This window comes from Sorangium sp. So ce131 (genome assembly GCF_051519095.1).
Taxonomy (GTDB): domain Bacteria; phylum Myxococcota_A; class Polyangia; order Polyangiales; family Polyangiaceae; genus Sorangium.
This window is the reverse complement of sequence record NZ_CP150455.1, coordinates 2,652,221-2,670,638: the sequence shown is the minus strand read 5'-3', so window position 1 is coordinate 2,670,638 and position 18,418 is coordinate 2,652,221. Positions and strand designations below refer to the sequence as shown.

The 18,418-nt window shown below is 73.8% G+C and carries 15 protein-coding genes; 4 read left to right on the top strand and 11 right to left on the bottom strand.

The features are described 5' to 3' along the window. Positions 1-437: 437 nt before the first annotated feature. On the bottom strand, positions 438-584 hold the full coding sequence (locus tag WMF43_RS09900) for a hypothetical protein (RefSeq protein ID WP_437679243.1): 147 nt from the start codon (positions 582-584) through the stop codon (positions 438-440). 610 nt (positions 585-1,194) lie between these two features. Here WMF43_RS09900 and WMF43_RS09895 point away from each other — a divergent pair. Then, positions 1,195-2,364 (top strand): poly(ethylene terephthalate) hydrolase family protein, encoded by a 1,170-nt coding sequence (locus WMF43_RS09895; protein ID WP_437679242.1) that lies wholly within the window; start codon positions 1,195-1,197, stop codon positions 2,362-2,364. 304 nt (positions 2,365-2,668) lie between these two features. Here the strand turns inward: WMF43_RS09895 and WMF43_RS09890 are convergent, their stop codons facing one another. From WMF43_RS09890 to WMF43_RS09860, 7 genes are all read right to left on the bottom strand, one after another. Beyond that, positions 2,669-3,466, bottom strand: a complete 798-nt coding sequence (locus WMF43_RS09890) for a transposase (RefSeq protein ID WP_437683981.1) — start codon at positions 3,464-3,466, stop codon at positions 2,669-2,671. Between the two features lie 116 nt (positions 3,467-3,582). Further along, positions 3,583-4,005, bottom strand: coding sequence for a transposase zinc-binding domain-containing protein (locus WMF43_RS09885; protein WP_437679241.1), 423 nt, complete (start codon positions 4,003-4,005; stop codon positions 3,583-3,585). 275 nt (positions 4,006-4,280) lie between these two features. Next, the gene (mtnC, locus tag WMF43_RS09880) at positions 4,281-5,015 is read right to left on the bottom strand and encodes an acireductone synthase (RefSeq protein ID WP_437679240.1); all 735 of its coding nucleotides are present in this window, start codon (positions 5,013-5,015) and stop codon (positions 4,281-4,283) included. Positions 5,016-5,017: 2 nt separating this feature from the next. Next, complete coding sequence (locus WMF43_RS09875) at positions 5,018-5,560, bottom strand: 1,2-dihydroxy-3-keto-5-methylthiopentene dioxygenase (protein WP_437679239.1); 543 nt, start codon at positions 5,558-5,560, stop codon at positions 5,018-5,020. Beyond that, positions 5,557-6,198 carry a methylthioribulose 1-phosphate dehydratase gene (locus tag WMF43_RS09870; RefSeq protein WP_437679238.1) on the bottom strand — a complete coding sequence of 214 codons (642 nt, stop codon included), beginning with the start codon at positions 6,196-6,198 and terminating at the stop codon, positions 5,557-5,559. Before WMF43_RS09870 ends, WMF43_RS09875 begins: the two co-directional genes overlap by 4 nt. A 108-nt stretch (positions 6,199-6,306) precedes the next feature. Continuing rightward, entirely contained in the window at positions 6,307-7,383 is a 1,077-nt protein-coding gene (locus WMF43_RS09865; RefSeq protein WP_437679237.1) for a glycosyltransferase family 2 protein, read from the bottom strand. Between the two features lie 235 nt (positions 7,384-7,618). Beyond that, complete coding sequence (locus WMF43_RS09860; RefSeq protein ID WP_437679236.1) at positions 7,619-8,602, bottom strand: AraC family transcriptional regulator; 984 nt, start codon at positions 8,600-8,602, stop codon at positions 7,619-7,621. 285 nt (positions 8,603-8,887) lie between these two features. On the opposite strand from WMF43_RS09860, the gene WMF43_RS09855 reads away from it, so the two are divergent. Beyond that, entirely contained in the window at positions 8,888-9,940 is a 1,053-nt protein-coding gene (locus WMF43_RS09855; RefSeq protein WP_437679235.1) for a Kelch repeat-containing protein, read from the top strand. A 119-nt stretch (positions 9,941-10,059) separates the two neighbouring features. On the opposite strand, the gene WMF43_RS09850 is transcribed toward WMF43_RS09855, so the two are convergent. From WMF43_RS09850 to WMF43_RS09840, 3 genes are all read right to left on the bottom strand, one after another. Further along, positions 10,060-10,692, bottom strand: a complete 633-nt coding sequence (locus WMF43_RS09850; protein WP_437679234.1) for a DUF6151 family protein — start codon at positions 10,690-10,692, stop codon at positions 10,060-10,062. A gap of 114 nt (positions 10,693-10,806) precedes the next feature. Further along, positions 10,807-12,438, bottom strand: coding sequence for a serine/threonine-protein kinase (locus WMF43_RS09845; RefSeq protein WP_437679233.1), 1,632 nt, complete (start codon positions 12,436-12,438; stop codon positions 10,807-10,809). Further along, positions 12,435-14,825, bottom strand: coding sequence for a FecR domain-containing protein (locus WMF43_RS09840; protein ID WP_437679232.1), 2,391 nt, complete (start codon positions 14,823-14,825; stop codon positions 12,435-12,437). The genes WMF43_RS09845 and WMF43_RS09840 overlap by 4 nt, the downstream gene beginning before the upstream one ends. Before the next feature lie 68 nt (positions 14,826-14,893). Between WMF43_RS09840 and WMF43_RS09835 the strand changes: the two genes are divergently transcribed. Together WMF43_RS09835 and WMF43_RS09830 are read left to right on the top strand one after the other, a co-directional pair. Then, entirely contained in the window at positions 14,894-16,618 is a 1,725-nt protein-coding gene (locus tag WMF43_RS09835) for an OmpA family protein (RefSeq protein WP_437679231.1), read from the top strand. A 21-nt stretch (positions 16,619-16,639) separates the two neighbouring features. Further along, positions 16,640-18,406 carry an adenylate/guanylate cyclase domain-containing protein gene (locus tag WMF43_RS09830; protein WP_437679230.1) on the top strand — a complete coding sequence of 589 codons (1,767 nt, stop codon included), beginning with the start codon at positions 16,640-16,642 and terminating at the stop codon, positions 18,404-18,406. The last annotated feature ends 12 nt before the right edge of the window (positions 18,407-18,418 follow it).

Genomic DNA, 18,418 nt, shown 5'->3' with positions numbered 1-18,418 from the left:
TGACGCGATAGGTCGGTTCTTCCGACGTGCAGCGCTTTGCGATCACGGCATCGGATCTCGTAGAGCTCATCCAGAAACATGGCACGCGACTTCCCTGACGCTGCCCAACAAGAGCGTCAGCCGCGGCCCTTGGGCCGGCAGAGTGCAGGGGCGCAGGCACGATCCCGAAGCAGGCGGCAACGCATCGGAGGGTCCGGCAACGGGGCGGCGAGTGAAGGAGAATTTCTCGGCGCCGCGCCGCCGGGCCGGGCGCCGACCCGATCGGTGATGCCGCGGGCCCTTGACCGCAGGCGATGCGGCGGCGGAAGGGCGCCCCGTTGGGCCACACCGGAGCCGCCCTCGGCGGCGAAACAGGCGAAAACCATGAAAATCGCTACTGTTTCCGGCGACCGCTCAGCATCGACCGGTTTCTCTGGCGGTATTTCCGACGCGCGAACCTAGACCAGGAGCTGCGCCCCCCGCGCGACGATCGCCACGACCGCCCCCACGTCCCACGCGCGCGCGAGCCACCACTGCATCTCGCCGCCGCTGCTCCACGGCGGGACCCACGCCGGCGGCTGCGCCAGGTCCGCGCAGGTGAGCACCCGCTCGCGCGCCTGCGCCTCGCGGCGAAGCTTTTGCGGCGGACTTACGCAGTAGATGTTCTCGCGTGCCCGCGATGCAGCGGGCGGATGCGACTCATGGCCGCGATCACGGACAAGGCGACGGCGAGGAAGATCTTGAGCCACCTCGGTCTGTTCGCCGAGCCGCTGGAGTGCCGCGCGCGGTACCCGGCGGACCCCGCGTGACGAAACTGAAAGGGGAGGGACGCTGCTCGACGACGTGGCCGGGGGGAGGTCTGCCCTGAGGTGCGTGCGCCGGCCATCACGACGCGCCGCGAACCGCGACGGCGGCCGTTTGGACGAGCTCAGTAGTGTACAGCTATACGGTAGGATGCCTTCCGCTTGGTGCCAGTAGTGTACAGCTATACGGTAGGATGCCTTCCGCTTGGTGCGACGTCGCGGTAATCGCAGGCGTTTCACGAGTGGAAGGCCTGTCTGATCGCATAAGGCCCGTTCTGTCGATAAGCTCGTACAGTCGGACTGCACGAGCCAGGAACGGCTCCGAGAATCTTGACTTTGCGGAACGCGTTTGCTTGTCCTATCCGCCAAAGCGCTTGACGACGCTGAGCGGCTGGGCGAGGACAGAGTCACCATGAAGCGTTGGCTACTGGCTTTGGGCGTGTGCGTTTCCACCGCGGCGTGTGGTAACGGATCGAATGGGGACGCTGCCGCGAGCGGGGGCGCGGTTGGCACGGACAGCGGTGGGACGGGCAGCGGGGGCACGGCCTCCGGTGGTGCGACGGGCTCTGGGGGAACGGCCGAAAGCGGCGGCGCATCCAGTGGTGGGGCTGGCGGCTCGAGTGGGGCCACGGGTGGCGCGGCTTCGGGCGGGCAACCGGGCAGCGGCGGCCAAGGAAATGCCGGAAGCGGCGGCACGACCGGTAGCGGCGGCTCGGTCAGTAGCTGCGTCGGCGACCCGTTCCCCACGGCCGATCCTACCAGGACGGGCCCCTTCTCGGTCACCGCAGACAAGAACGTCGGCCCCCTCGCCGGCGTCGTTCCCGATCCGATCTATGGGGACGAGCAACAGCGCTTCAACGTGTACCGCCCGAGCAATATCGCAACCAGCGGCCACTGCCATCCGATCCTGATCTGGGCCAATGGCTACCGGGACAATCCGGAGCAGAACCCGCCGAAATGCGTCGTCAACGCCGGCAGCAATCAGTGGTGCGGACAATACGGACCGATCGTCAACCATCTCGCGTCCCACGGTTTCGTCGTGGTGGCTTCTCTCAGCACCGCGACCGCCGCAGGCGATCCTCTTCCCACGACCGCGGGCCTCGATTGGATCTTGGAACAAGCCGAGGATGCGAGCAGCCCGTACTATCACGCCCTCGACACCACGAAGATCGGCCAGCTTGGCCATTCCTATGGGGGCATGTCGACTTGCAAGACGGCCTCCGATCCCCGTTTCTCGGCCCTCGGCACGATTTGCGGCACCGGTGCCCTCGAGGGAGTGCACACCCCCATGTTGTTCTTCTGCGGGGGGAACGACTCCACGGTGAGATGCAGCGGGGTCCACGATGTCTTCAGGACGGTCACCGATCAGCCCGCGTTTTTCCTCAACGAGCTCAACGCGGATCACGGTAGCTGGGTCTATCAGGGCGCAAATGGCGTGTCCCTGTCGTCGGCCGCGGCCTGGTTCCGCGTTCATCTGATGGATGACACAGCGAACAGGAACTTCTTCTACGGCGACAACTGCAAGTTCTGCACCGATGGCCGCGTGCAAGCAGAGCAGAACGCCCTGATGAAGGTCCCCTGAGCGACGGGGCCGATCTGGCTAGGCTTCACTGACTCACGAACGTCGTCACGCTCATGGCTTCGAGGGCCATCGGGAGCGTGGCGTCCGTTACGGTGACGGGAGTTCCTTCGGCCCAGTTCTTCGAAGCGGCGGTCACGAAGGGGACCATCGCGCTTGGCGCGGTGCCGCCTGCGAAGGCGAGGGGGGGTGCTTTTCCAGTACGGTGGCCCCCGGTTGGGAGAGCGTGCTGGGACGTCGGTCGGCTCGCCGAGCGCGGAGAGGAAGCGGGCGATGTTCGTTGGCTCGGTCACCATGGCGACGAGCTTCATCCGCCCCTTGCAAGCTGGGCACTCGAGGACATCGATCGCAAATGTGCGGCGCAAGAGCTCGGTCCACGGTCGATAGCCGCCACGCTTGCGTTTCGGAGCGGCGTCATCGTCCGCCTTCGTAGGCTCTTCTGGCTTCGCAGGGCGCGGTCCGATGCGCTTGCGCGCCAACGTGGGCGACTTGCCGAGGCGAGCACGCCGGCGTACTTGACGGTGTGAAAGCGCGGCGGCGGGACGCTGGCCGCGAGGCGGCACAGGAGCGAGAGCGGATCCATGTCCACCGCGACAGTCCCGTCAGCGAAGGCGCGCTTGAGCAAGAGCCGCACCAGGCCGTCCTGCTGCGGCTCGACGCGCTCGTTTGCGATGGGGGGGTCGCAACACGTAACGCAGCAGCGCCTCCCTCGCCGCGGCATGGTGCGCACCGGCGCGCGTCGCTGCGTGCAAGGTGAAGCCATCGAGCGCAGCGCACAGCGGCTTGTCGTACGCGAGCGCGCTCGGAGAGGACGGCGAGAGCCCGCGGAGCCTTTGCGGGGCGACGACGTGTGGCGCGGCTCTCGTCCCGAGACGGCGGAGGCGCAGAGCGCTGCCTCGGGCTCGTCGTCCTCCTCGACGTCGTGCTCGATCTCGAGATGCCCGTGCCGCCGGAGGTAACGGAGCATCCGCCCGACGGCGTGCTCTAGGACCTGACCGACCGCGCGAGTTGGAAGATGACCGAGTTCGTTCCACACGAGCTCGGTGCCGTCTTCGTGATAAGCCCCGTCTAGGAAGGCCACGTGCAGATGCGGATTGAGCCGCATGTCGCCGGACGTGCGTTGCACGACGGTCACCGCGCCGCTCTTGACCGCGCCGCACGCGCCTAGGCGCGCACCGCGCTCTTCGTAGAACCGCTCCACGCTCTCGACGAAGATGCGGGTCAGCACGCCGAACAACACCCGTCCTGGGCGAGCCTGCGCCGCCACGGAAACGGAAACGTCAACACCCACGGACGGCGCGCCACCTCGGGCAGGACGTCCTCGATCAGGTTCGCCGCCGTGGAACACATGCGTCGGCCCAGACACGACGGGCAGAAACCGCGTCCTTTACAGCTGAAGGCCACCAGCCGACTCTCTTCGCAGCGCTCGCACCGGAGCCGCGCGAACCCGCGGCAGAGCAGCCCGCAGTCGAGGTAGGCTTCGATCTCCTTCTTCGCGTGCTTGGGTATCCGGACCGCGATGGCGCCGTCGTCGATGGCCCCGTACAGCGTCTCCACGTTGTCGCGCACGATCTCGTAGAGCGTCGTCTTCTCGGGACGACGGCGCTCGTAGACGACGCCCGTGGTGCGAGCCGCGCTGGCCATACGGCGCCGACACCGCACGCCGCACGCCACGCGGTGAGGGCGCGTTTTCGCCGCGAATTTCGACAACCCGCCGGGCTATCGCCCATGGCGGCGCCATGGCGGAGCGGCGGGCCGGGGGGCGGCGGGCCGCGACGCTTGCTGCCGCGGCGGCGGAGGCGCTCGCCGAGCACCCGCCTCGCGCTCGATATGTCGGCGCGCGAGAACGCGAGACCGCGAGCGCGCAGCGTTGCAGGAGGAGATCATCCGGGTGCAGCAGAGCCGGCTAGCGGAGCTGTCTACGCGGGCCGCTCGCGACGTTCGTCAGACAGAGCCTGCAGCGCGATCTCGTCGAAGCGCTCCGCCACCGCGTGGCGGGGCTCCGCGTCCCGCGCCGTCCCCGGCCGGAGCAGCTGGACGGTGCGCATGCCGGCGGCCGCGGCGGCGTCGAGCTCGGCCACGATGTCGGACAGGAACAGCACGTCTCCCGGAGGCAGGCCGAGCGCCGCCGCGATCCGCTGGTAAGCGGCCGGCTCCCGCTTCGGGCCGGTCGTCGTGTCGAAGAACGCCGCGAACAGGCCGCTCAGGTCGCCGGACGTCGTGTGCCGGAAGAGCAGCCGCTGCGCCTCGACCGATCCGGAGCTGAACACCGCGAGCGTCACCCCGAGGTCCCGCCACCTCCGCAGCGCGGGCTCCACGTCGGGATAGACGTGGCTCCGGAGGCCCCCCGATTCATAGGCGCTGCGCCAGATCTTCCCCTGCAGCGCCTTGAGCGCCGTCTCCTTGCGGTCCGCGTCGATCCACGCGAGCAGCGCGGCGGTGAGCTCGTCCTGGCCCACGGCCTCCGCGCCGAGCCCCCGCTCGCGCGCGACCGCGCTCCGGGCCGCTTCGACCTCGGGGCTCCCGGGGTGAGCGGCCACGTAGGCGGGGAGCTCGCGCCGCGCCAGCGGGAACAACGTGTCGTGGACGAAGCGCACGTCGGTGGTGGTCCCCTCGACGTCGACCACCACCGCACGCGCGGAGGGCGCCGCCATGGTCACGCCTCGAGGCGGGGGAAACGCGACGCGATGTCCGACCCGGTGTGCTCGGCGACCCAGCCCTTCGGGTCGGAGAACCAGCGGATGCACGTGAACGAGGGGGTCGGCCCCATGTCGAACCAGTGCCGCGTGCCGGCCGGGACGCTGATGAGATCGCCCTTCTCGACCAGGAACGAGAGCACGCGCTCGCCGTGGTGGATGCAGAACAGCCCCCGGCCCTCGACGAAGAAGCGCGCCTCGTCCTCGGTGTGGATGTGCTCGTCCAGGAACTTCCGCCGGATCTCGGGGTGGTTCGGGGTGGTCGGCGAGACCGAGATCACGTCCGCCGTGACGAACCCGCACGCCTCCGAGAGCTGCTTCACCGGGCCGGCGTACACCTCGAGCACCTCCGCCGGCGGCGTGCCCGCGGCGAGCGGGCGCTCGGCGGACCAGCGCTCGAACCGGATCTTCGCCCCCGCGGCCACGCGGGCGATGTCCTCGAACGCCGTGTACTCCTCGGCCTTCGTCGGATCGTTGTCTGGATAGACCCGAAGCACGCTCATGAGATCCTCCCTTCCAGCACCGCGCAATCGAGCATGAACTCGAGCGCCTCGACATGGCGGCGCGCATCCGCGACGTCCGCGCCCCACGTGTAGAGCCCGTGGCCGGCGATGAGGTAGCCGTGCACCGGCGGCCGCGTGGACATGAACGCTTCCACCTCCTCGGCCAACCGCGCGATGTCCTGCGTGTTGGCGAAGACGGGCAGCAGCACCGAGCCCTCGTGCGTCGCCACCCCGGAGAGCGCCTTGGCCAGCTCGTAGTCCGCGAGCGTCAAGGCGCCCTCCTTCGCGTGCCGGCGCGAGAGCACCGTCGCGGCCCGCGAGTGGGTGTGCGCGACCGCGCCGACGCCCGGGTGGCGCCGGTAAAGCTGGCAGTGCAGCAGCGTCTCGGCCGACGGGCGGCCCGCGGCCGGCCCGGCGAGGCGCCCGTCGAGATCGACGACCACGATGTCCGACGCGGCGAGCGCGCCCTTGGGCCGCCCGGACGCGGTGATCGCGAGGGCGCCCTCCCCGAGCCGGACGGAGAAGTTGCCGCTCGTGGCCGGCGTCCAGCCGTGCTCGCAGCACCAGCGGGACAGCTGGATCAGCTCGGCTGCAGCCGCGTCGAACGATGGCCAGCCCGCGCTCACGTCGGGGACCATACCAAACGGCCTGCGGCCGATCAACGCGCCGACCTCGTCGGTCCGGGCCGCGCGAGGCGGCGTCCTGCTCGCGCCGTGCGCGGCGCGCGGTCGCCGTGTGCGACGCGGTCAACGAGCCGGCAGGCGCTCGGCGTCGCGCCGGCCGACGCGGCCCCGCGCGCCGCGGAGCAGCCCGGCCCAGAACCCGAGCCCGTGCGCGGCGTGCATGGCGGGGAGGATGGCGCAGAGCAGGGGGAAATCGCGGGACGAGGCGCGCCGCGCGAGCCGGAGCGACTCGGCGATCACGAGCGCGGCGTAGGCGAGCGACGCGGCGGCGAGCAGCGGGCGCGCGGCCGGCAGGAGCGCGGCGGCGAGCGCGAGGAGCGCGAAGGCCGTCACCATGCAGAACGGCACGATCGGCCGGAGCGACAGGAGCTTCCGGCGGCGGAGCAGCGTGCGCGCGCGCCCCGCGCCATAGGCGAAATACTGGCGGGCGAGCGCCCCGAGGGACGACCGCGGGTAGTAGTGGGCGACGATGTCCCGGGACAGGTAGACCGCGCCGCCCGCCTCGATGATGCGCTGGTTCAGCTCGGCGTCCTCGTTGGTGATCGCGGCCGGGTCGTAGAGGCCGGCGATCTCGAACGCCTCGCGCCGGAAGGCGCCGCCCCACACCGACTCGACGAACCCTTCCCGCGACGGGTCGCGGTACGCCGAGCCCCCCACGCCGAGCGGGCTCGAGAGCGCCGCGCAGAGCGCCCGCTGGAAGCCGCCCCGGTGCCGCGGCCGCGCCGCGCCGCCCGCGTTGAGCGCGGAGGTCCGCCGGAGCACGGCCACCGAGGCGGCGACGTAGTCGGGGGCGTAGTCGGCGTGCGCGTCCATCCGGACGATCACCTCACCCCGCGATCGGCGGATGCCGAGGTTCATGGCCGCAGCCTGGATCCGCGCCGGGTTGTGGAGCAGCGTCACCCGCGGGTGCTCCGCGGCGACGCGCGCGACGATCTCCCTCGTCCTGTCGGTCGAGCCGCCGTCGACCACGAGGATCTCGAGGAGATCCTCCGGATACCGCTGCCCGAGGGCGCAGCGGAGCGTCGACTCGACGTACCGCTCCTCGTTGTAACAGGGAACAATGATGCTGCACCGCGGCCGCTCGGCGAGCGGACGCAGGCAGAGGCGCGCGCCTCGGGGCGCGCTCGCTGCTCGATCCATGGATTTCCCCCCCGGGACCTCCGGCGGGCAGGGCGCGCCGCGGAGGGCCACGCCGCCACGGATACAAGCGCGAGGCCAGCTCGAAGGTGGCGTCGCTCGGCCCGGAGCGCGCCGCGCCGCCGCGCGAGGAGCGGCCCCGCCGCGGGCAGCTGGGCTCGACGTGCACACCGGCGGGGCGCTCACGAAGGGATCGATCGACTGCTCGGCGTGTCGCCGGCGCCGGAGCGGTGATGGCTCAAGCCTCCCCCAAGGCGCTCGCCACCGCGGACGCGCCGCTGCTGCCCAGACGGGCTCGCTCGTCCCGCTGCGCCTTGCGGTACGCGCCCGGGGGGGTGCCCGCCCACTGGCGGAAGGCGTGGCTGAAGGCCGCCTCCGACGAGTACCCCGTCCGCCGCGCCACGTCGGCGAGGGTCGAGCCCGTCCGGAGCAGCTCGGTCGCGCGCTCCATGCGGCGCCGCGTGAGGTAGCCGAGGGGCGGCTCGCCGACGATCTGCTTGAACCGCTCCGCGAACGCCGAGCGCGAGAGGCCGCATTTCGAGGCGAGGGTCTCCACCGTCCAGGGATGCTCCAGCTGCTGGTGCATCAGCCCGAGCGCCTGCCCGATGTGCGGCTCCCGAAGCGCCCGGAGGAAGCCTCCGGCGTCGTGGGGGAGCCGCTCGATGAAGGCCCGGAGGGCCTGCACGAACACCACGTCGGCGATGCGCGTGAGGACGACGTGGGAGCCCGGCCGAGACGACGCGGATTCGGCGGCGATGAACTGGAGGTTCTGCTCGAGCCACGGCACCGCGCGCCCCTCGTCGGGCGTGATGCGGATGAGCGGGGGCAACGAGGCGAGCAGCGGGTTCGTCGACCGGTCCTCGACGGTGAAGCAGCCCGAGAGCACGGTCGTGGTCGGGCCGCCGCCGCCGGACCGGACGACGCCGTCGTCGCCGCGGGCCTCCGAGAACAGCGCTTCGAGGCTTCGAACAGGGCTCTCCGCCCGGTCTCGCAGCGCGTGCGCATGGCCGCGCGGCAGGAGCACGAGGTCGCCTTCCGACAGCGCCGCGGCGGGCGCCGAGGCCCCCTCCACCGTGAGCCAGCAGCCCCCGCGGGCGACGTAGTGAAAGCCCGCGTGCGTGCCGCCTCGCAGGCGAACGCCCCAGGGCGCCGACAGCTCGGACCGGCAGAACAGGTTGCTCGCGAGGCGGATCGTCTGAAGTACGTCACTGAGCGCGTCCACGACACCTCCGGAGAGACGATGAATCAAGAACCACGGACGACCTCGAATGGCGCGTCCGCGCCCGCGGGCGCATCGTCAAGGTGCACCACGGCGGAGGGGCGCACAACGAGCGCGCTCGCGTTCGCCTCGCAGGCCCCGCCGCCGTGAATGGCCCGCGCGCCGCCGCTCGCCTCGGAACAGCGGAGCGCGGAGAGGACCTCCGCGCGCTGCGACGAGCGACGGGCGCGCGGCGTCGTGCGCTGACCGCAGGTCTGTCATCACCGAACACCACAAGGAAAGAGACCCATGCGACCCATCATTGCCCTCTGCTTCTCTCTCAGCCTCTCCCTGTCCGCGCTCGCCTGCGTGGACGACGGCCCTGGCGCCGGCCAGGGCGCCACGGGCTCCGGCGGGGGCGGCGGCGCCGGCGCCGGCGCCGGCGCCGACGAGGGTTCTGGCTGGCGCGAGCTCGCCGCCATCGCGACCGGGCCGCGCCAGGAGCACAGCGTCGTGGAGCTCGACGGCAAGGTTTACGTCATCGCCGGCCTCGGCGGCGACGGGATGAACACGGGGCGCGTCGAGATCTACGATCCGCGCGAGGACAGGTGGTCCGAGGCCGCTCCGCTGCCCGTCGCGCTGAATCACCCGAACATCGCGGCGCTGAACGGCAAGATCTACCTGCTCGGCGGCATGCTCGGCGGCTTTCCCTGGACGGCGGTCGGCGACGGGTTCGTGTACGATCCGGGCACGGACGCGTGGACCGCGCTCGCGCCCATGCCCGAGGGCACCGAGCGAGGGAGCGCGGCTGTCGGCGTGGACGGCACGACGATCTACCTCGCCGGCGGGCTGCGCTCGCTGTCGGAAGCCTTCCAGGACACGGTGCTCGATTTCTCCGCGTACGACGTCGAGACGGGCGCGTGGGAGGCGCTGCCGGACCTGCCCGAGCCGCGCGATCACGTCGGCGGCGCGGTCGTGCGCTCGACGTTCTATGTGCTCGGCGGGCGGGCGAACGGCCAGGGGAACGTCAAGGATACCGTGTTCGCGTTCGACCTGTCGGAACGCGCCTGGTCGACGCGCGCGCCGATGCCGACGGCGCGCGGCGGCGTCGCGGCGGCCGCGGTGGGCGAGAAGATCTACGTCCTCGGCGGCGAGGGCAACGAGGCGCCGGACTCGCTCGGCGTCTTCGACGACAACGAGGCCTACGACACCGCCACCGACACGTGGGAGGTGCTCGCGCCGATGCGGACGCCGCGCCACGGGACCGGCGCGGCCGCCGTCGGCGAGACGATCTACGTCCCCGGCGGCGGGACGCAGCAGAGCTTCGGGGCGACCGACGTCAATGAAGCGTTCACGCCCTGAGCGCGGCGCCGAGCGGCAAGGCGCGCGGCGCCGCGCCCTGCACCTCGGTCACGAGGAGGCGCAGAGGCGCCGTGTCGGCCGCGCCGCCCGGCGTCGTCTCCATCGCGCGATCCGGCCCGTCACGCGCGCGCGGGGCGCGGGCCGCACAGCGGGCGCAGCGCGTCGCGCTCGGCCGTGGACAGCACCGTGACGGGGTGCTTCGGGTTGCCGCTCGCGCGATCGAAGAACGGATGTGGCCACCCCTTGCCGCGCAGCGTCCAGCCGAGCAGCTTTCGCGTCACGTGCGCGAGGAGGCGCACGTTCGGCTTCACCGACCCGGGCGGCGGCTCGCCGATCGCGAACTTGCCGAGGATCGCGCCGCGCGGCGCGCCGACGACCTCGTCGAGCGGGCGCGCGCTCGGCGCTTTCTGGAGCAGCTCGGAGGCGATGCCGAGGAACGGCAGCCGCGGCGACACCATGTTGCCGAGCGGCGTCTTGCAGCAGCTCGCGTACCACCGATAGAGCCCCTTCGGGGTGAGGCGCACGGCGGCGGCGAGCTCGCTGCCGCGGTCGAACGAGACCATCGACGGGGCGACCTGCACGATGTCCGAGCCGCCGTGCTCGTCGAGCAGGTCCGCGCGGCCGAGGTGGTGGGCAAACGCCTGACAGTCGTCGCAGTAGCAGACGGCGCGGTTCACCGCGCTCGGCGACGCACCGCGCAGCCATCCGTGCACCTTTCCGCAACGACACTGGAGCTCGACGTCTTGGGACATGGAGGCCGCGTACCACGTCTCGAAACGCGGCGCGCGCCCTTCTCGCCGCGCTCCCTCGAGCCCCTGGTCCCGCGACGACACAAGGCCCTCAGCGAGGGAGGCCGCCCACGCAGATCATCGCCCCCTGCGCACGACGCGCGCGATCTTGCGCGACAGCACGTCCGGCGCCACCGGATAACGCACGACGTCCGCGGCCCCCGCCTCGACGAGCGCGTTCATCCGATCGGAGGAGAGCCCGGCCGCGCACACCACGGCGCGCACCCCGGGCGCCGCGCGCGCCAGCGCGGCGAGCAGCGCGCACGCGGCGTCGACGTCCGGCCCGGCGTCGACCACCGCCATGCCGAGCCCCGACTCGGCGAGCGCGGCGGCGTCGGGCACCTCGGCGAGGTGGATCCCCTGCGCGTCGAGCCCGATCTCGCACGCCTCGCTGAGCCCCTCGCCCGCCGGGGCGAGCCGGAGCAACGCGACCGTGTGCTCCGCGGCGGGCGCGAGCTGCGACGTCTCGCCCTCCGGCCAGCGCGGCGCGCGCTCGATCCGCTCGCCGAGCGGCGCGTCGCCTTTTCGCGTCGGCAGCCGGCGCGACTCCGCCTCCCGCGACATCGCCTCGGCGAGCCGCGACCGCGCCGCCGCGGCGCTCTCCGGGCGCTTCTGCGGCAGCTTGGCGAGGAGGTCCAGCCGGAGCCGCTCCAGGAGCGGCGGCACCGGCGGGGCCCCGGGCGGCCGGGCGAGCGGCGGCGGGATCGAGAACATGTGCATGGCCATCAGCTCGATCGGGGGCAGCCCCGTGAACGGCGGCCTGCCCTGGAGCAGCGCTGTAAGAATGCAGCCGCACGCGTAGAGATCCGCGCTCGGGCCCACCGCGAGCGAGCGGCACTGCTCCGGGCTCATGTACTCCGGCGTGCCCGCGACCATGTCCTTCGACGTGAGCGTCGGCCCCGCGTCGAGCGGGTCGTCGAGGTGCGCCAGGCCGAAGTCGACGACCTTCGCGACGCGCTCGCCGTCCTGCTCCACGACCAGCACGTTCTCCGGCTTGAGGTCGCGGTGCACGATGCCCGACGCGTGCGCGGCGCCCACGCCGTCGAGGATGTCCGCGAAGATCGACGCGACCTCCTCGAGGCCGGGGAGCTCGCGCGACGCCCGGAGCCACGCGCCGAGCGACTGGCCCTTGAGCAGCTCCATCACGAGGTAGATCACCCCGTCGTCCTCGTCCTCGTCGCCCCCGAGATCGAGCACCTTGACCACGTTCCGGTGCACGAGCCGCGACGCGGCGCGCGCCTCGCGGAGGAACCGGCGCCGGCTGTCCGCGCTCGCCGCGAGGTGCGGGTGCATCGTCTTCACCGCGACCGGGACGCCGAGCAGCACGTGCTCCGCCTCGTAGACCGCCCCCATCCCGCCCTCGCCGAGCAGCCGGACGAGGTTGTACTTGCCGCCGAGCACCCGCCCCGCGCCGACCCGCCGCGACGCGGCCGGCCCCGGCACGATCGAGGGGATCGTCTCCGCGACCGCGAAGGCCTCTGCGGGCGGCCCCTCCGAGGCCGGCGGCGCGCTCTCGGGCGGCCCCGGCGGCCGGTAGGACGCGCCGCGCCCCGCCGCCCCCGGCGCCGGCTCCGCCGCCCACGCCGGCGGCCGGTAGGACGCGCCGCGCTCTGCCGCCCCCGGCGCGCGCGGCTCCCGCTGCACCGTGCGGTCCCCCTGCCCCTGCCCGCCCCCGTCCGGCGGCCGACGCGGGCCGTCGCCGCCGCTCACGGCCACGCCTCGCGGAGCCCCACCGCGATCTGCGCCATCGCCGCGCCCTCACCTGGCTCGCGCCACGGGCTCACCCGCAGCGACAGCGCCCCGAACAGCGCGCCGCCCGCCTCCGCGCCCGCCGACACCGCGCCGAGCACGTCGTTCGCCCCGCCGTCCCGGTGGACGAGGTGCAGGTCCAGCGCGCCGTGCAGCCGGAGCCACGGCGCCGCGTCGCCCGCCGCGCCCGCCACCAGGAAGCCCTGCACCGGCGGCGCCGCGGCCGGGCCGGCGGCGTCGCCGTCGCCGTCGCCGCGGCGCGACGCCCGGATCCGGGCGCCCGCGTCGACCACCCACGTGAGCCGGCCCGCGGCGCCGCCGAGGGCGATCCCGGGCTCCACGCGCACGGGCGGGCCCTCCTCGGCCATGGGCACGCCCACGCGGAGCGTGGGGCCGAGCTCCAGCGCCGACAGCCCGAGCCGCACGGCGCGGAAGCGCGCGCCGAGCCAGCCGGCGCTGCCCACCGCCTCGCCGTCGCCGGCCGGGTTCGAGCGGAGCGCGACGTCGAGCCCGAGCCGCCCGACCGCGCCGCTCGCGCGCACCTGCCCCGCGGCGACCCAGCCGCCGCCGGAGCGCGCCGCCACGGCGCCCGCGGCGGCGACGGAGGGCGGCGTCGGCCCGAGCCAGAGCACGTCGGCCACCCCGGACATCGGCAGGAGCGGCAGGTACGCGCCCAGCACCGGCGCGGGCGGCGGCGCCGGCGGGGCCGCCCGCGCCGCCGCCGCGACCGCGGGGAGGTCGGCGTGGCTCGTGCCGAGCACGCCGCCGCGGCCGTCGACGACGTCGAGCCGCACGCGCAGCGGCGGGCCGGGCAGCGTCGCCTCCCGGGGCAGCGGGATCCGCGCGGTCAGCGCGCCGTCCGGGCCCGGCGCGAGCGCGGCGGAGCGCACGCCGCCCGGCAGGTGGGCGAAGAGCCGCGGCGCGACCCGCCCCGCGACGTCGATGCCCTCCAGCCCGGAGAGCTCGACCCGCCCCTCGAGCGTCTCCCCGTCCGCGGCGCGCGAGGCCGTCGCCGCGGCGCCCACCTGCGTGTACCGGACGGGGATCGACGCCGCCGCCTCGGGCGCGGCGTTGCCCCGCGGGCGCAGCCGGAGCTCGCGCGGCGCGCGCTGGAGCAGGTCGATGCGCTCCGGGATCGGGCCGAACGGCCCGCCGTCGATCGACAGCTCGAGCGCGGGCGACGGCGTGAGCTCGACGACGCCGTAGGGGCTCGCGGCGATCTCCCCCGCCGCCGGGGCGACGCCGCCGGCGACGCGCGCCGCGACGAGGTGGAACCCGCGCACCGCGCCCACCCCGAGGTACTCCTCGCGGTCGACGACCCGGACGCGGAGGAAGTAGGCGCCGGCCGGCATCTTCTCCGCGCGGAAGGACACGACGTCCGGCTTCACCTCCTCGCGGGCGACGAGGTCGTTGAACTCCGGGTCGCGCGCGATCTCGACGCGGTAGCCGGAAGCCCCGGACGCGGGCTCCCACGACGCCGACAGGGCGCCGAGCCCCGCCGGGGCGAGCGCGATCGGCGCGCTCCCCGCGGGCGCCCACGCCGGCGCCGGCGGCAGCGGCCGCGGGCGCGCGGGCGGCGACCTGCCGACGAACCGGGTGCCGTGGTCCTTCGGGACGACGACCGACAGGCCGCCCGAGCTGACGCCCGCCTTGCCGTCGAACACCGCGACCGTGGTGCGCTCGCCGCGCCGCTGCACCACCGTGTCCCGCGACGCCGCGCTCACCCGGCCGCCCCCGCTCGTCACGACGTCGACCGTCTGCCCGCGGAGCGCGGCGAGCGCCGCCTTCACCTCGCCGGCCTCCAGCTCGACCGCCGCGGGCGGCGTCTTCGACACGCGGGTGCGGCTCGCCGTGCCGTGGATGACGACGAGCGTATTCGGCGCGAGCAGCACCCGGGTCCGGTCGACAAACTCGATATCTGCGCGCCCCTCATCGAGCGTGTTGACGCTGGAGTTCGTGACGAGCGGCGTCCCCGGCGCGGCGGGCGACCAGGCCCCGCCGGCGGGGCGCGCGCGCACGTCCGGGCGCATCGCCCGGATCTTCGCGTCGGGGATCGACGTCACCTCGGCGGGGAGGACGAGCGTGAGGCCCTCGGCGAGCGTCGTGCCCGGGCCGCACCCGACGCGGTTATAACGCTGGATCAGCCCAGCATGTTTGGCCGAGCCGTAGAGGACCTGTGCGATCTCCTCGCATGTATCCCCCTTCTGCACGCCCCACTGGATGACTGCCTCCGGATATCCGGGCGTCGGCTCTCTGGCGCTCGCGGCGCCGACGTAGCCAATGGGACCGGCGCAGCCGAGGAGCGCCGCGACCGCGGCGGACAGGCCATTTGACGGTGCGACGCGCACGCCCGCGGCACGCTACCGGATCGAGATCGGCGTTGCAAGGGACGAGGCAATGGGATACGAGCAGACCGATGGCCTGTTGGCCGACGCGCGCGCGCGTCACCGCGCCCCTCGTGGCTCTCCCGCTCCTCGTCGCCTCGGCCTCGGTCTTGGTCTCCAAGCCGGCCGCGGCGCAGCGGGCCACGCCGCTCGACAGGCTCGCTCCTGCGCCGGCGGGCGACGTGTTCTTGTCTGTCCCTTCTGCAGGCGTGACGGGCGAGCTGCGGCCGGCGGGCGGACTTGTGTTCTCGTATTCGCATCAGCCGCTCACGGTGCGCGGGACATCGCCCTCGCTCGGCTCGGTCGCGTGGGTGGAGCGGCAGGTGGTGCTGCACGCGCTCGCGAGCGTCGAGCTCATGCGGAGGTTCAAGCTCGACCTCGACGCGCCGTTCGTGCTCGATCAGGGCGGCGCGTCCGGCTCGGTGGGGAGCCTGCGCCTCGAGGCGCCCTCCGGCGCGGCGCTCGGCGATCTCCAGGCGGGCGCGCGGGTCTCGCTGGTGCCGCAGGAGGGCCTCCGGCCCGCGGCCGCGATCGGGCTCTCCGTCTGGGTGCCGACCGGCGACGACGCGGCGTTCTCCGGGGCGGGCTCGGTGCGTTACGCGCCGCGGGTGATCGTGGGCGCGGAGCACCCGGTCTTCCGCTGGTCCGCGACCGCGGGCGGCCGCTTCCAGGAGGCCTCGGCGGCCAGCCTGACCGGCAGCGAGGTCTTCGTCGCCGCCGGGGCCGGCGTCCGCCGGGGGCCGCTGCAGCTCGGCTCGGAGCTCTCCCTCTGGGCCGCCGTCGACGACGCGATGGCGCTCGGCGGCCCGCGCCGCGCCGGGGCCGAGCTGCTCTTGACCGCGCGCTGGTCGCTCGGCCCGCTCACGTTCGACGCGGGCGCCGGCCCGGGCCTCGGCCGCCTGCCCGGCGTCCCGAAGGCGCGTTTCTTCGCGGCGATCGGCGTCGCCGCGGACGTCGTGCCCGCGGCGCGCGCGGCCCCGCCCGCGACGCCGGCCGGGCTCTCCCCGGCCCTGGAGGAGCGCCGGCGCGTCCCGTCGAAGCCGGTGATCCCCGTGGCCGATCTCGACGGAGACTCGGTCCCCGACGCGGAGGACGTGTGTCCCCGCGTGGTCGGCGAGGCGAGCCCGCCGGCGGGGGGCCGGCGCGGCTGTCCCGCGGATCGGGACGACGACAAGATCTACGACATCGACGATCGTTGCCCGGACGTGCCGGGCGAGAGCAGCGCGGTCGCCGAGAAGAACGGCTGCCCTGCCGACACGGACGGCGACGGCGTCCCCAACGCCGCCGACGCCTGCCCTTACGAGCGCGGCCGCCCGAGCGAGGATCGCGCGACGCACGGCTGCCCCTTCGCGGTGCGCATCGAGGGCTCGCAGATCGTGATCCTGCAGCAGGTCCAGTTCGCGCTGGGCAGGGCCGAGATCGAGCCGGAGAGCTTCGAGCTGCTCTCCGAGGTCGCGGCCGTGCTGCAGGAGCACCCCGAGATCGCGCGGGTCGCCGTCGACGGCCACACCGACAACTCGGGCACGGATCGGGCGAACCTGAGCCTGTCGCAGCGCCGCGCGCTCGCCGTGGTCGCGTGGCTGACCGCGCACGGCATCGACGCCCGCCGGCTCGAGGCGCGCGGCTTCGGCGCGCGGCGCCCGATCGCCGACAACCGCGCCGCCGAGGGCCGCGCCAGGAACCGCCGGGTGGAGTTCCAGATCCGCCGGCGCACGGACGAGGGCGCCGCCGGCTGGAAGGACGGCCCGCTTGAGTGACGCGCGCGCGGAGGCCTTCGCGTGAGGCCGCTCTCGCTCAAGACGAAGGCGATCGCGCTCTTCGCGGCGATCGCGCTCGCGCCCGTGGCCGTCGCGGTCGTGCTGCTCGCCGACGTGAACCGGCGCGCCGTGCGGACGTCCGAGGAGAGCCTGCAGGCGGCGATCCTCTCCGAGATCGCCACGGCCTCGATCGCGCTGGTCCGGGACGTCGAGAGCGACGCGGTCGCGGCCGCGGCGATCTTCGGCCACGCCGCGGGCGGCGCGATCCGGGACGAGGACGCGGTCGCGTCGGTGCGCGCCCTGGTCGCGACGCGCGCGCTGATCGACGCGGTGCGGCTGGAGGTGCCCGAGGCGGGCATCGGCACGGTGATCCGCAAGGCGTCGTCCTCCGCGGATGTGCCCGCGTCGCCGCCCGCGCTGCGCCGGCTCGCCGACGAGCACGGCGTCGGCTTCGGCGTGGTCGGGCCGGCCCGCGGGCTGCTCGTGGCCCGCGTGCGCCCCCCCGAGGCGGCCGGCGGCGCCGCAGCCGCAGGCGGCCCCGCCGGCTACGTCGTCGCGCAGGTGGAGCTCGACGCGCTGGCGCGCGACCTCGCGGCCATCGCCGAGCGCCGCTTCGACGGCGGCGAGGTGCGCTTGCTCATCGCGGATCACGATCGACGGGCGATCGCGGCGTTCGGCGTGCCGGGCGCCGCGCCGGGGAGCGACGTCTCCGCGCTGCCGCTCTGGAGCAAGCTCCCGCCGGGCGCCGTGTGGACCGACAAGCTCAGCGTGGTCGGCCCGCACGACGAGGGCGGCCACCGCATGATCGGCGTCATCGAGACGCTGCCCGATCTCGGCTGGGCGGTCGCGATCTGGCGCCCCGAGCCCGTCGCCTTCGCGGCGCTCGACGAGATGCGGCGCCGCGGCCTCGCGGTCGCCGCGGGCGCGCTGGTCCTCGCGCTCGCCCTCGCGGTCCTCACGGCCGGGCACGTGACGCGCCCGATCCTGCACCTCGTCGCGCAGGCGCGGCTCATCGGCGCCCGGCGCTGGCGCGAGCTCGCCCTGGGCGGCGCCCGGCGCGACGAGATCGGCGAGCTCACCACCTCGCTCCGCCGCATGGCCGACGACCTCGAGCAGGGCGAGGCCGAGATCGCGCGGGAGGCGAAGCTCCGCGGCGATCTCGGCCGCTTCATGGACAAGGCCGTCGTCGACGCCATCGTCCGGGGCGAGCACCCGCTCGCGCTCGGCGGCAAGCGCGCGCCCGTGTCGGTGCTCTTCGCCGATGTGGTCGGCTTCACCCCGCTCGCCGAGTCGCGCGACGCCGAGCGGATGGTCGCGCTCCTGAACGAGCTCTTCTCGATGTTGACCGAGATCGTCTTCCGCCACGGGGGCACGGTCGACAAGTTCATCGGCGACTGCGTGATGGCGGTGTGGGGCGCCCCGCTCGCGCAGGCGGATCACGCGCGCCGCGCGCTCGCGGCCGCGGAGGACATGATGCGCTTCCTCGAGACCGCGAACGAGGAGTGGCGCGACAAATACGACATCGAGGTCCGCCTCGGCATCGGCGTGAACTCGGGAGAGGCGATCGTCGGCAACATCGGCTCGGACAAGCGGATGGAGTACACGGTGATCGGCGACGTGGTGAACGTGGCCTCGCGCCTGGAGGCGATCGCCGCGCCCAACCAGGTCCTGGTCTCCGAGGCGACCCGGGACCTCGCCGGCGACGCTTTCCCCTTGCGCGCCCTGGGCGAGCGCAACCTGACGGGCCGCAAGACGACCACGTTCATCTACGCGCTGGACGCCGACTGATCGCGGCCCCCT

Excerpts from the sequence above, each read along its gene's own strand:
- WMF43_RS09895 (WP_437679242.1), top strand. The coding sequence starts at position 1,195 with ATGAAGCGTTGGCTACTGGCTTTGGGCGTGTGCGTTTCCACCGCGGCG.
- WMF43_RS09890 (WP_437683981.1), bottom strand. The coding sequence starts at position 3,466 with ATGCGGCTCAATCCGCATCTGCACGTGGCCTTCCTAGACGGGGCTTAT.
- WMF43_RS09885 (WP_437679241.1), bottom strand. The coding sequence starts at position 4,005 with ATGGCCAGCGCGGCTCGCACCACGGGCGTCGTCTACGAGCGCCGTCGT.
- mtnC (WP_437679240.1), bottom strand. The coding sequence starts at position 5,015 with ATGGCGGCGCCCTCCGCGCGTGCGGTGGTGGTCGACGTCGAGGGGACC.
- WMF43_RS09875 (WP_437679239.1), bottom strand. The coding sequence starts at position 5,560 with ATGAGCGTGCTTCGGGTCTATCCAGACAACGATCCGACGAAGGCCGAG.
- WMF43_RS09870 (WP_437679238.1), bottom strand. The coding sequence starts at position 6,198 with ATGGTCCCCGACGTGAGCGCGGGCTGGCCATCGTTCGACGCGGCTGCA.
- WMF43_RS09865 (WP_437679237.1), bottom strand. The coding sequence starts at position 7,383 with ATGGATCGAGCAGCGAGCGCGCCCCGAGGCGCGCGCCTCTGCCTGCGT.
- WMF43_RS09855 (WP_437679235.1), top strand. The coding sequence starts at position 8,888 with ATGCGACCCATCATTGCCCTCTGCTTCTCTCTCAGCCTCTCCCTGTCC.
- WMF43_RS09850 (WP_437679234.1), bottom strand. The coding sequence starts at position 10,692 with ATGTCCCAAGACGTCGAGCTCCAGTGTCGTTGCGGAAAGGTGCACGGA.
- WMF43_RS09835 (WP_437679231.1), top strand. The coding sequence starts at position 14,894 with ATGGCCTGTTGGCCGACGCGCGCGCGCGTCACCGCGCCCCTCGTGGCT.